11 protein-coding genes are annotated in these 12,838 nt (G+C 65.4%); 8 read left to right on the top strand and 3 right to left on the bottom strand.

The features are described from left to right. Nucleotides 1–55 precede the first annotated feature (55 nt). Both IC761_RS18460 and IC761_RS18455 read left to right on the top strand, forming a co-directional pair. Nucleotides 56–841, top strand: coding sequence for a PopZ family protein (locus tag IC761_RS18460; RefSeq protein WP_195798086.1), 786 nt, complete (start codon nt 56–58; stop codon nt 839–841). A 131-nt stretch (nt 842–972) separates the two neighbouring features. Beyond that, complete coding sequence (locus tag IC761_RS18455; RefSeq protein WP_195798085.1) at nt 973–3,849, top strand: valine--tRNA ligase; 2,877 nt, start codon at nt 973–975, stop codon at nt 3,847–3,849. Nucleotides 3,850–3,851: 2 nt separating this feature from the next. Here IC761_RS18455 and IC761_RS18450 read toward each other — a convergent pair whose 3' ends face one another. Next, nucleotides 3,852–4,454: a DNA-3-methyladenine glycosylase gene (locus IC761_RS18450; protein ID WP_195798084.1), complete on the bottom strand. Its 603-nt coding sequence runs from the start codon at nt 4,452–4,454 to the stop codon at nt 3,852–3,854. A gap of 130 nt (nt 4,455–4,584) precedes the next feature. Here IC761_RS18450 and lipA point away from each other — a divergent pair, with 130 nt between their 5' ends. From lipA to IC761_RS18435, 3 genes are all read left to right on the top strand, one after another. Beyond that, nucleotides 4,585–5,541 (top strand): lipoyl synthase, encoded by a 957-nt coding sequence (gene lipA, locus IC761_RS18445; protein WP_195798083.1) that lies wholly within the window; start codon nt 4,585–4,587, stop codon nt 5,539–5,541. Between the two features lie 6 nt (nt 5,542–5,547). Then, a complete protein-coding gene (locus tag IC761_RS18440; RefSeq protein ID WP_195798082.1) occupies nt 5,548–6,030 on the top strand; it encodes a type II toxin-antitoxin system RatA family toxin in 483 nt (160 codons plus the stop codon). A gap of 871 nt (nt 6,031–6,901) precedes the next feature. Continuing rightward, nucleotides 6,902–7,081, top strand: a complete 180-nt coding sequence (locus IC761_RS18435; protein WP_195798081.1) for a hypothetical protein — start codon at nt 6,902–6,904, stop codon at nt 7,079–7,081. A gap of 8 nt (nt 7,082–7,089) precedes the next feature. Here the strand turns inward: IC761_RS18435 and IC761_RS18430 are convergent, their stop codons facing one another. Next, nucleotides 7,090–7,698, bottom strand: coding sequence for a CinA family protein (locus tag IC761_RS18430; protein ID WP_195798080.1), 609 nt, complete (start codon nt 7,696–7,698; stop codon nt 7,090–7,092). Between the two features lie 3 nt (nt 7,699–7,701). Further along, a complete protein-coding gene (locus tag IC761_RS18425) occupies nt 7,702–8,883 on the bottom strand; it encodes a bifunctional 2-C-methyl-D-erythritol 4-phosphate cytidylyltransferase/2-C-methyl-D-erythritol 2,4-cyclodiphosphate synthase (RefSeq protein WP_195798079.1) in 1,182 nt (393 codons plus the stop codon). Nucleotides 8,884–9,163: 280 nt separating this feature from the next. Here IC761_RS18425 and dusB point away from each other — a divergent pair, with 280 nt between their 5' ends. The 3 genes from dusB to ntrC are packed head-to-tail and all read left to right on the top strand — an operon-like array spanning nt 9,164 to nt 12,789. Next, the gene (dusB, locus tag IC761_RS18420) at nt 9,164–10,165 is read left to right on the top strand and encodes a tRNA dihydrouridine synthase DusB (RefSeq protein WP_195798078.1); all 1,002 of its coding nucleotides are present in this window, start codon (nt 9,164–9,166) and stop codon (nt 10,163–10,165) included. Next, nucleotides 10,162–11,337, top strand: a complete 1,176-nt coding sequence (locus tag IC761_RS18415) for a two-component system sensor histidine kinase NtrB (protein WP_195798077.1) — start codon at nt 10,162–10,164, stop codon at nt 11,335–11,337. Before dusB ends, IC761_RS18415 begins: the two co-directional genes overlap by 4 nt. A gap of 9 nt (nt 11,338–11,346) precedes the next feature. Next, complete coding sequence (gene ntrC / locus IC761_RS18410) at nt 11,347–12,789, top strand: nitrogen regulation protein NR(I) (RefSeq protein WP_195798076.1); 1,443 nt, start codon at nt 11,347–11,349, stop codon at nt 12,787–12,789. Nucleotides 12,790–12,838 lie beyond the last annotated feature (49 nt).

Raw genomic sequence — 12,838 nt, 5'->3', positions numbered from 1 at the left:
GTCGTGCTTGGTGTAAAACAACGCATGCGAGGGCGTTGATGATGTGGAGTCGGAGATGACGCAGCCTGCAAAGGTCACAGAACCCTCCATGGAGGAGATTCTGGCCTCGATCCGGCGCATCATTGCCGACGACGAGGCCAAGCCGCCGCCGGCCGAGGCCGCCAAGCCCGCACCCGCTGCTGCGCCTGCGCCGAAGCCGCAGGCCATGAACGACATTCCGCCATCCAAGGTTGCGCCGGCAAAGCCTGCCGCCGAGAAGCCTGCGCCGCCGCCGGTCGCCAGGCCCGCTGCGCCGCCGCCCGCGCCGGCGCCGGCGGCAGATGCCGGACCGAACAACCAGGACGATATCGATGCGCTGCTGGCTGGGCTCGACGAGGCAACGCCTGCGCCTGTGGCACGCGCGCCTGAGCCCGAGCCCGAGCCCGAGCCTGAACCCGACGTCCTTGAGCTGACCGACGAGATGGCGATGGACCCGGAGCCGACGGCGCCTCCGCCGCCGCCGAGCTTCCGCAGGGTCGAGCCGCGTGACGATCTCGAATTCGCCGAATCGGGGCCAGCTCCGCGTCCGGTGCCGCCGCCGTCATACGCGCCGGTGGACTTCGACGCGCCGCCGCTGCCGTCACAGCAGCCGATCCTGGCGCAGTCGACGGTCTCTGCCGTCGAGTCTGCCTTCAACTCCCTGGCCCATACGGTGCTCAGCAGCAATGCGCGGACGCTGGAGGACCTGGTCAAGGAGATGCTGCGCCCGATGCTGAAATCCTGGCTCGATGACAATCTGCCGGGCCTTGTTGAACGCATCGTGAAGGCCGAAATCGAGCGGGTCTCGCGCGGCGGCAGGTGAGGCATGGGCCGCATGGCCCTGATAAAGCCCTGCTCTGGCGTCATATTCGGCCCGCCGCCGGGGCCGGGAAGCCGTGTTGCCGCTGAGCTTTCCGTTGACTTGAGCCCCGCGCGCGGCTTTCTAGCAGCCCCATGATCGAGAAAACCTACCAGCCCGCCGATATCGAAGCCCGCATGTCCGTCGTGTGGGAGGACAGCCTTGCCTTCAAGGCCGGCCGCCCCGACCGCCGCGACGCCGCGCCCTTTACCATCGTGATCCCGCCGCCGAACGTGACGGGCTCGCTGCACATGGGCCACGCCCTCAACAACACGCTCCAGGACATCCTGTGCCGGTTCGAGCGCATGCGCGGGCGCGACGTGTTGTGGCAGCCAGGGACCGATCATGCCGGCATCGCCACCCAAATGGTGGTCGAGCGGCAGTTGATGGAGCGCCAGCAACCCGGCCGTCGCGAGATGGGCCGCGAGAAGTTTCTGGAGCGGGTCTGGCAGTGGAAGGCCGAAAGCGGCGACACCATCATCAACCAGCTCAAGCGCCTCGGCGCCTCCTGCGACTGGTCGCGCGAGCGCTTCACCATGGACGAGGGCCTGTCCAAGGCCGTCGTCAAGGTGTTCGTCGAGCTGCATCGCGACGGCCTGATCTACAAGGACAAGCGGCTGGTGAACTGGGACACCAAGCTGCTCACTGCGATCTCTGATCTCGAGGTGCAGCAGACCGAGGTCAGGGGCAGCCTCTGGTATCTGCGCTATCCGATCGAGGGCAAGACATTCAGCCCTGAGGATCCCGCGAGCTTCATCGTCGTTGCCACGACGCGGCCCGAGACCATGCTCGGCGATACCGGCGTCGCCGTGCATCCCGACGACGAGCGCTATCGGAAGCTCGTCGGCAAGAACATCATCCTGCCGCTGGTCGGCCGCAAGATTAAGATCGTCGCCGACGAATACTCCGATCCGGAGAAGGGCTCCGGCGCGGTCAAGGTGACGCCGGCGCACGATTTCAACGATTTCGAGGTCGGCAATCGCCACGGCCTGCGCCGGATCAGCGTGCTCGACAAGGAAGGCTGCCTCGATCTCCTCGACAACGAGGACTACCTGCGCGACCTGCCCGAAGGCGCCGCGCGATTTGCTGAGGAATTCCACAACGTCGATCGCTTCGCTGCGCGCAAGCGTATCGTCGAACGGCTGGAGAATTTCGGCTTCGTCGAGCGGGTCGAGCCGCACACCCACATGGTGCCGCACGGCGACCGCTCGAACACCGTCATCGAGCCGTATCTCACCGACCAGTGGTACGTCGACGCCAAGACACTCGCGAAGCCCGCGATCGCGGCGGTGCGTTTGGGCGACACGAATTTCGTGCCGAAGAACTGGGAAAAGACCTATTTCGAGTGGATGGAGAACATCCAGCCCTGGTGCATCTCCCGCCAGCTCTGGTGGGGCCATCAGATCCCGGCCTGGTACGGGCCCGACGGCAAGGTGTTCGTCGCCGAGACCGAGGAGGAGGCTGTCAGCCACGCGCTCGGCTATTACGTCGAGCAGGAAGTGATCACGGTCGAGCAGGGCCGCGAGATGGCGCTCGACCGCAACAAGCGCGAGGGCTTCATCACGCGTGATGAAGACGTTCTCGACACCTGGTTCTCCTCGGCGCTGTGGCCGTTCTCCACGCTCGGCTGGCCCGACCACACGCCCGAGGTGAAGCGCTACTACCCGACCAACGTGCTGGTCACGGGCTGGGACATCATCTTCTTCTGGGTCGCGCGCATGATGATGATGGGCCTTCACTTCATGAAGGAGGCGCCGTTTTCGACCGTCTATATTCACCGTCTCGTTCGCGACGAGAAGGGCGCCAAGATGTCGAAGTCGAAAGGCAACGTCATCGATCCGCTCAACCTCATCGACGAATTCGGTGCTGACGCTCTCCGCTTTGCCTTGGCGCGCGAGGCGGCTCACACGCACGACATCAAGCTGTCGTCGCAACTTGTCGAAATCAATCGCAATTTCGCGACCAAGCTCTGGAATTCCTGCCGCTTCGCGGAGATGAACGATTGCGTCGTGCCCGAAGGCTTCGAGCCGGCGAAGGCGAAGGAGCCGTTGAACCGCTGGATCGCGCACAAGACCGCGGAGGCGACGCGCGAGGTGACGGAGGCACTTGAGGCTCACAGCTTCAACGATGCGGCCGGCGCGATGTATCGGTTCGTCCTGAACGTCTATTGCGATTGGTATGTCGAACTTGCAAAGCCTGCGCTCGGTGGCGCCGACGGTCCGCTGCGGGCCGAGACCCGCGCCATGGTCGCCTGGGCGCGCGACGAGAGCCTGAAGTTGCTGCACCCGTTCATGCCCTTCATCACCGAAGAGCTGTGGGAGGTGACGGCCAAACGCGATGGCCTGCTCGCCCTCGCGCCGTGGCCGCTGAAGCCGGAGGGGCCGACGCCCGAGCAACTCGCGATGCTGGCCGCAGCGGCGGGGCCAACCGATCCGCTGATCTCGCCGGCACTGGTGATGCCGATCTTCGACCATGCCGATTTCACGGATCCCAAGGCGGAAGCCGAGATCGGCTGGGTGATCGACCTGATCACGCAGATCCGCTCGGTGCGCGCCGAGATGAACATTGCGCCGGCGACCCTGACGGCGCTGGTGCTCGCCGGCGCCTCGGCCGAGACGAAGGAGCGCGCGCCGCGCTGGACCGACGTCATCAAGCGCATGGCGCGGCTGTCGGACATCTCCTTTGCCGACCGCTCGCCCGACGGCGCGGTTCAGCTGCTCGTTCGCGGCGAGGTCGCCGCGCTGCCGCTGAAGGGCGTGGTCGATTTCGCCGCCGAGCGCACGCGTCTCGACAAGGAGATCACGAAGGCCGACGCCGACATCAAGCGCGCCGAGTCCAAGCTCGCGAACGAGAAGTTCGTCGCCAACGCGGCCGAGGAGGTCGTCGAGGAGGAGCGCGAGAAGCGCGAGGCGGCGCTGGCGCGCAAGGCCAAGCTGCTGGAGGCGCTGGAGCGGCTGAAACAGGCGTCGTAAGCCTATTTCGGAAACGGCTTGCTCAGAAATTTCGAGCCCCTGACGCCATAGCGCCAGGGCAGCTCGACCGCCTTGGTGATGCCGATGCGGATGCCAGTTGCGACCTCGACATCCTCCGTCCGCGCATGCAGCGCGAACGGCGCGCGATCGAGCGGCAGGGTGTTGTGCGCGATGGTGATGCCGAGCGCTTCCGTCAGCTTGCCGGGGCCCGAGCACAGCGCGTGCACATCGACCGCGTGGCGGCGTCGGCGCATCGCGGCCAAGCTGTGGGTCGGCTCCAGCGCGCGGATCAGCACGGCGGCTGCCGAGCCTTCCTCCTCGCAGACGAAATTGATGCACCAGTGGATGCCGTAGGAGCGGTAGACATAGACGTAACCGGGCGGGCCAAACATGATCTGGTTCCGCGGCGTCGGGCCATTGTAGGAGTGCGCCGCCGGCTCGGTATGATGATAGGCCTCGACCTCGACGATGATCCCGCCGACGCCGTCGACCAGCATGGTCGCACCAATCAGGTCGGGAGCGACCTCGCGGACGCCGCGGCCGAAAAAGTCGCGCTTGAGCCGTTTGCCAAGCCGCGGTGTGGAAGTCTTCGAAGCTGGAGCCATTCGAGGTGAGAATCGCCTGAGAACAGAGCAGGATATTGCCCATATCTGCCATGTTCCCTGAAGCGGGGCGAGCCGGGTTGCGGCAGGCAGCCAGACCGACTAGGTAGGACCTGAACAGACCGGACAGATCATGGTCGTTATTGTCGATACCATCACGAACCCGTTGCGCCCGCGCCACCCCGAAAAGGTGAATCGGCCCGATTCCGCTTCGCCGCCGAAGCCGGACTGGATCCGCGTGCGCGCGCCCAACACCCGCGGCTATGCCGACACCCGCAACATCGTGCGCGCCAACGGCCTGCACACGGTGTGCGAGGAGGCGGGCTGCCCGAATATCGGCGAGTGCTGGGACAAGAAGCACGCGACCTTCATGATCATGGGTGACACCTGCACCCGCGCCTGCGCCTTTTGCAACGTCAAGACCGGGCTGCCCAACGCGCTGGACGCGGCCGAGCCGCAGAACGTCGCCGAGGCCGTCGCCAAGCTCGGTCTCGCCCACGTCGTCATCACCTCGGTCGACCGCGACGATCTCGCCGACGGCGGCGCCGAGCATTTTGCAGAGACCATCCGCGCGATCCGCGCCGCGTGCCCGTCGACCACGATCGAGATCCTGACGCCGGACTTTTTGCGCAAGGAGGGGGCGCTGGAGGTGGTCGTCGCGGCAAAGCCCGACGTCTTCAACCACAACCTCGAGACCGTGCCGTCGCGCTATCTGACCGTGCGGCCGGGCGCGCGCTACTTCCACTCGATCCGGCTGTTGCAGCGGGTCAAGGAGCTCGATCCCACCATCTTCACCAAGTCGGGCATCATGGTGGGCCTCGGCGAGGAGCGCCACGAGGTGCTCCAGGTGATGGACGATCTGCGTTCGGGCGACGTCGATTTCCTGACCATCGGCCAATACCTCCAGCCGACCCGCAAGCATCACGCCGTGATGCGCTACGTGCCGCCGGACGAGTTTTCGTCCTACGAAAAGGTCGCCTACACCAAGGGATTTTTGATGGTGTCGGCGAGCCCGCTGACTCGCTCGTCGCATCATGCCGGCGAGGATTTTGCCAGACTGAAGGCCGCGCGGGCCGCGACCGCGCGCTGAACCGATATGCCTAAATTTTCGAGCAAGCGCCGTGTCACTCACAGCGCATCCGAGATGTTTGATCTGGTCGCTGATGTCGAGCGCTATCCGGAATTCGTACCGCTGTGCAGTGCGCTCAGGATCCGCCAGCGCGTGGCGAAGCCCGATGGCACCGAGGTACTGGTCGCCGACATGACGGTGTCGTTCAAGCTGGTCAGGGAAACCTTCACCAGCCGGGTGACGCTCGACCGCGCCAATCTGAAAATCCTGGTCGAATATCTGCAAGGCCCGTTCAGCAATCTGGAAAATCGCTGGACGTTCGAGCCCAAAGGCGAGCAAGAGGGTAACGACGTCTGCGATGTCGGTTTCTTCCTCGCCTATGAATTCAAGAGCCGCATGCTGGCGATGCTGATGGGCTCGATGTTCGATGCAGCCTTCGCGCGCTTCTCCGCCGCGTTCGAGAAGCGGGCAGATGCGATTTACGGCCGGCCGAAGCTGGCGTCGTCGTAATCAATCCACTGCCTTCACCACGTCCGGCGGCTGCGAGGCGTATTCTGCTGCGTGCAATTTGAAAAGCGAGCATGACGCCGCATCCTCGCGGCGCATTTCGCCCGAGCTTTGCTTGGTCGTGCCGCCCTCTTTTGTCAGAGGGCGCAGGGAAGGCCGGGTGCCGGCTGGCACCCGCGGTCCACTGTGCGAAGTTGCGCTACAAGAGGCTGCACAGCGGCATACAGGTGAAGCCCAACACACGGCCTTCCCTGCGCAGTGGTTTGACGGCTTATGCCGAGTTCTCCCCGGGGAGCGATGCACTATTGCCCCCGTCGCCTTGCAGATGACTGATGCGCGCGCCCGGTCGGGCCGCCGACATCACCACAAGACTTGGCGCACAGACCCCGGGCGCCAGGACGACACGGTTTTGCCGTACGCAATCACACCGGTCGTGTGCGCGCCGGTTCTCGCTCACGGTTGCCCGCCCTGCGATGCCTTTCGCGCCGATGTGACATGCGTCCACCGCCGCTCACCCCGCGTTTCGTGACGATCGCGATACGCCCCTCTGACCGGGATGAGGTGGTGACGTTCTACTGCAAATCAGAAATTCGGTAAAGTGGAATATCTTTGCGCGCGCGAATTGACCCGCCAATTGGGTGTTTTGCCCGACGGCAATGCAACGGATTGTGGCTGCCGATCCTGGCAACTCGGCCCACGAAACCATAATTCGAGCTCGGCATCTCAAGTCATAACAAGTGCAGTTTGTGCCAAAAAGCGCCGGACTGACGGAACACCCCTTGCCGTGTGCGCGACACCTGACGCGGCCGCATGTCGTCGCCGCTCGACTACAGTACGAGCCGGGTGCGGGGCGTGTTGAGCGGGACCAGGGATCATGGCGCGCTGGAAGCAATCATGGAGCGAGGAAGACCTTACCAGGCTCAAGAAGCTCGCAGGAACCAAGCCGATTGCGGTGATCGCGAAGGAGCTTGGTCGGACCACAGGGACGGTGCTTGCCAAGGCGATTGAGCAAAAGCTCCCCGTCATGCGCCGGATCGAGCGGGCGGGACAGTAGTTGGCGCTTTATGCCCGCGGCGAGCGCGGCGGGCGGCGCTTCACCGCATGCCGGCGCGGCGAGCGCGTCACGCGCGGGCGCAGGCGGCTTGCCGCGGCGCGGCGCGGCTTGGTCGCGACTTGCGGGCCGCGGGCGAGCTCCATCAGCATGCGCAGCGCTTCGACCACGGAGCGCGCGCGCACGGCGCTGCGGCCGATCGCGCCAAAACGCTGCTCACGATGGATGATGCGGCCGTCGCGCGCGGCGGCGGCAAAATGGACGAGGCCGACCGGCTTGCCCGGCGTGGCGCCGCCGGGGCCGGCGATGCCGGTGATGGCAACCGCGAGATCGACGCCGGCGCGCTCGAGCGCACCGACCGCCATGGCGGTCGCGGTCTCCTTGCTGACGGCGCCGAAATTGGTGAGCGTTGAGGCCTCGACCCCGAGCATCGCGCGCTTGGCGTCGTTGGAATAGGTGACGAAGCCGCGATCAATCACATCGGACGAGCCGGGGATGTCGGTCAGCGCGCCGGCGACGAGGCCGCCGGTGCAGGATTCGGCCGTCGCGATCGTCAGCTTGCGCATCCGGCACAGGTCGAGCAGCGAGCGGGAGAGGGCGCGTGCGTCGCTGCCGCCCATGACCTAGATGCTCCAGGGGAGACGGATGGTGGCGCTCGCGGTGGCCGCGATGCCTTCCTCGCGGCCGGTGAAGCCGAGCCGCTCGCTGGTCGTGGCCTTCACCGCGACGCGCGAGATGTCGACGCCGGAGATCTCGGCGATGCGCGCGCGCATGGTGTCGCGCAACGGGCCGATCTTCGGCCGCTCGCAGATCATGGTCACTTCCAGATTGGCGACGCGGCCGCCACGCTGGGTGACGCGGTCGATGGCATACTTCAAGAACTGGTCGGAGGAGGCGCCCTTCCACTTCGCATCGCTTGGCGGGAAGTGTGAACCGATGTCGCCGTCGGCGAGCGCGCCGAGGATGGCATCCACCAGTGCATGCAGGCCGACATCGCCGTCGGAATGCGCCAGGAAGCCCTTGCTGTGCGGCACGCGCACGCCGCAGATCATGACGTGGTCGCCCTCGCCGAAGGCATGCACGTCATAGCCGGTGCCGGTCCTGATGTCGCCGAGCAGGCTCGCAAGCCGCGCTTCCTCGCGCACGAAATCTTCGGGAGTGGTGAGCTTCATATTGGCAACATCGCCTTCAAAGGTCGCAACCGTCAATCCCGCCCATTCAGCGATCGCGGCATCATCGGTGAAATCGCTGCGTCCGTCCTTTGCGGCGCGACGATGCGCTTCGAGGATGACATCGAAACGAAACGATTGCGGCGTCTGCGCGATTCGCAGGCGGGTGCGGTCCGGCGTGCCTTCGACGTCGCCATTCTCGCCGGTGATCTTGATGGTATCGGTGACAGCAACGGCCGGGATCGCGGCACCGGTACGGCCTGCCGCTTCGATCGCGCGCGAGATCACGCCCGCCGAGACGAAGGGCCGCGCGGCATCGTGGATCAGCACGATGTCCGGCTCGTGCTTCGCAAGCGCTTCGAGACCCGCGAGCACCGAAGCCTGCCGCGTCGCGCCGCCGCTCGTCGGCGGCTCGTGCTTGAGGCCTGCGACCGCGGCCGTGAACATGGCGCTGTCGTCGGGGTTCACGACGGGCTGTATGGCTGATACCTCCGGATGACGACTGAAGGCCTCCATGGCGCGGAAGATCACAGGCACGCCGCCGATCGTCCGATACTGCTTCGGCCCACCGGCGCCCGCGCGCAGGCCGCGTCCGGCTGCGACGAGGACAACTCCGGTGCGTTGTGATTTCGCCATAGGACTCAAATACTCAGTTGTCAGGAGAGAGTCGGGGAGTGGGGTGATTGCCGGCATGCCTCTAGCACGGCAGGCCCGCAAAAAAAGGGGGTTTCCCCGGATTGTGGGAAACAGCAATTTGCTGCACTGCACTTGAAAGATTTGCAGAACTGGTTAAACTGTAGGCATGACGCTTGACTGCACAAGAATTGTGCGCAAGATAGGTCGTGGCAGGCGCGATGAGGCCCTGCCTTGTAACGAGACCACTGTGACCGGCCCGGCAGGATCAGGCTCTAAGCCTTTGAAAATAGGCGATATTGAAATCGCTACCCCGGTCTTCCTGGCGCCAATGTCGGGAGTGACCGACTCGCCCGTTCGCCGGCTGGCCGCCGAGCTCGGCGCCGGTCTGGTCGTGTCCGAAATGACCGCGAGCGATGAGCTCGCCAATGGCCACCGGATGTCGCGGTTGCGCTGCGAAGCGACCGGCGTCGGTCCGCATGTGGTGCAGCTCGCCGGCTGCGAGGCGCATTGGATGGCCGAAGGCGCGCGCATCGCCGAAGCCGAAGGCGCCGATATCATCGACATCAACATGGGCTGTCCGGCGCGTCACGTCACCGGCGGCCAGTCCGGCTCGGCGCTGATGCGCGATCTCGATCATGCCGTAAGCCTGATCGAGGCGACGATCGGAGCGGTGAAAGTGCCGGTGACGCTGAAGATGCGGCTCGGCTGGGACGATCGCACCCGCAACGCGCCGGAGCTGGCGCGGCGCGCGGAAGCGGCCGGCATCAAGCTCGTCACCGTGCATGGCCGCACCCGCTGCCAGTTCTACAAGGGCGAGGCTGATTGGGATGCGATCCGCGCGGTGCGCGAAGCCATCTCCATTCCGCTCGTCGTCAATGGCGACATCACATCCTATGAGAAGGCGGTCGCCGCGCTGGACGCCTCCGGCGCCGATGCCGTGATGATCGGTCGCGGCGCGAACGGCCAGCCCTGGCTGCCCGGCCAGATCGGCCGCCGCCTGAAGGGCGGGGCGGCCGAAGCGCTGCCTTCGCTCGAGACGCAGCTGCATTATGTCCGCACGCTCTATGAGGGCGTCTGTGCGCTTTACGGCCTGCGCGTCGGCCTCAGGCATGCGCGCAAGCATCTCGGCTGGGCGCTCGATGTCGCAGCACTTGCGAGCCGCGCGCCGGCTGAAAAGCTGAAAGCCTGGCGCCAGAAGATTCTCACCTCCGAAGACCCGCGCCTCGTTCACCGTTCACTGCAAGATGCCTTCGACGACTTTGCATGGAGCGCTGCTGCATGAGCTCAGCCGCTGAACATCGTCGGCCGATTTTGTCCGACAGCGATGCGATCCTGGACGCTTTGCCGAATCCGGTGCTGCTGATCGGGCCGGACGGCAAGATCGTCGGCGCCAATATCGCGACCGAAGCCTTCTTCGAGATCTCGACGCAATTTTTGAAGCGGCAGTCGCTGAAGGAGCTGGTGCCGTTCGGCAGCCCGTTGCTGGCGCTGATCGACCAGGTGCGTTCCTCGAACTCGCCGGTCAACGAATACAAGGTCGATCTCGGCACGCCGCGGATGGGCGGCGACCGCCAGGTCGATCTGCATGTCGCTCCGCTGACCGAGCGGCCCGGCCATATCGTGGTGATGCTCCAGGAGCGCACCATCGCCGACAAGATGGATCGCCAGCTCACTCATCGCAGCGCTGCGCGCTCGGTGATAGCGCTAGCAGCGATGCTCGCGCATGAGATCAAGAATCCGCTCTCCGGCATCCGCGGCGCGGCGCAGCTCTTGGAGCAGCAGGCCTCGTCCGAAGACCGCATGCTGACACGACTGATCTGCGACGAGGCCGACCGCATCGTGACGCTGGTCGACCGCATGGAGGTGTTTGGCGACGAACGGCCCGTGGTGCGCGGGCCCGTCAATATTCACTCGGTGCTCGATCACGTGAAGCGGCTGGCGCAGTCGGGATTCGCGCGCAACATCCGCTTCATCGAGGATTACGATCCGTCGCTGCCGCCGGTGCTGGCCAACCAGGACCAGCTGATCCAGGTCTTCCTCAATCTGGTGAAGAACGCCGCCGAAGCGTTGATCGACGTGCCCGACGCCGAGATCCAGCTCACCACCGCATTCCGCCCCGGCGTGCGCCTGTCAGTCCCCGGTCAAAAATCCCGGGTATCCCTGCCGCTCGAATTCTGCGTGAGGGACAATGGACCAGGCGTGCCGGACGACCTTCTGCCCAACCTGTTCGACCCCTTCGTGACCACCAAGCAGACCGGCTCAGGCCTCGGTCTGGCGCTGGTCGCAAAGATCGTCGGCGATCACGGGGGTATCATCGAATGCGAGTCTCAGCCGCGCAAGACCACCTTCCGCGTGCTGATGCCGATGTACTCGACATCGGTCAAACACGCAGATCACAGCAGTCGCGACGGCTCTGCCGGGAAGTCGTCGTCTGCGTCACATGGGGCAAAATGAGGATCAACAATGCCCGCAGGTAGTATTCTCGTTGCTGATGACGACACCGCCATCCGCACGGTTCTCAATCAGGCACTGTCCCGCGCCGGCTATGAGGTCAGGCTCACCGGCAATGCCGCGACGCTGTGGCGCTGGGTCAGCCAGGGCGAGGGCGATCTCGTTATCACCGACGTGGTGATGCCGGACGAAAACGCCTTCGATCTGCTGCCGCGGATCAAGAAGATGCGGCCGAATTTGCCGGTCATCGTCATGAGCGCGCAAAACACCTTCATGACGGCGATCCGCGCCTCCGAGCGCGGGGCGTATGAATATCTGCCAAAGCCCTTCGACCTGAAGGAGCTGATCGCCATCGTCGGCCGCGCGCTCGCCGAGCCGAAGGAGCGGGTCGCAGCGCCCGACGACGACGCCGAGATGGAGGCGATCCCGCTGGTCGGCCGGTCGCCTGCGATGCAGGAAATCTACCGCGTGCTGGCGCGCCTGATGCAGACCGACCTCACCGTGATGATCACGGGCGAGTCCGGCACCGGCAAGGAGCTGGTGGCGCGCGCGCTGCACGATTACGGCAAGCGCCGCAACGGCCCGTTCGTCGCGGTCAACATGGCCGCGATCCCGCGCGACCTGATCGAATCCGAGCTGTTCGGCCATGAGCGCGGCGCCTTCACCGGCGCCAACACCCGCGCCTCGGGCCGGTTCGAGCAGGCCGAGGGCGGCACGCTGTTCCTCGACGAAATCGGCGACATGCCGATGGAGGCGCAGACGCGCCTGCTGCGCGTGCTTCAGCAGGGCGAATACACCACCGTCGGCGGCCGCACCCCGATCAAGACCGACGTGCGGATCGTCGCGGCCTCCAACAAGGATCTGCGCGTGCTGATCCAGCAGGGCCTGTTCCGCGAAGACCTGTTCTTCCGCCTCAACGTCGTGCCGCTGCGGCTGCCGCCGTTGCGCGAGCGTATCGAGGATCTGCCCGATCTCGTGCGTCACTTCTTCGCGCTTGCCGAGAAGGACGGGCTGCCGCCGAAGAAGCTCGATGCGCTGGCGCTGGAGCGGCTGAAGCAGCATCGCTGGCCCGGCAACGTGCGCGAGCTGGAAAACCTCGCCCGGCGCCTTGCGGCTCTGTATCCGCAGGACGTGATCACGGCCTCCGTCATCGACGGCGAGCTCGCGCCGCCCTCGGTCAGTCCGGGTGCGGCAGTGCAGCAGGGCGTCGACAATCTCGGTGGCGCGGTCGAGGCCTATCTCTCCTCGCACTTCCAGGGCTTCCCGAATGGCGTGCCGCCGCCGGGCCTCTATCACCGCATTCTCAAGGAGATCGAGGTGCCGCTGCTCACGGCAGCCCTCGCCGCCACCCGCGGCAACCAGATCCGCGCCGCCGATCTCCTCGGCCTCAACCGCAACACGCTGCGGAAGAAGATCCGGGATCTCGATATCCAGGTGTATCGGAGCGGGGGCTAGTTCTTGCGACAAACGCTAAACGCGTTTGCGCGAACGTGGCTCAGCTCCC

The organism is Bradyrhizobium commune (genome assembly GCF_015624505.1).
GTDB classification, from domain to species: domain Bacteria; phylum Pseudomonadota; class Alphaproteobacteria; order Rhizobiales; family Xanthobacteraceae; genus Bradyrhizobium; species Bradyrhizobium commune.
The sequence above is the reverse complement of the archived record's forward strand: the minus strand, read 5'-3'. Positions and strand labels throughout refer to the sequence as shown.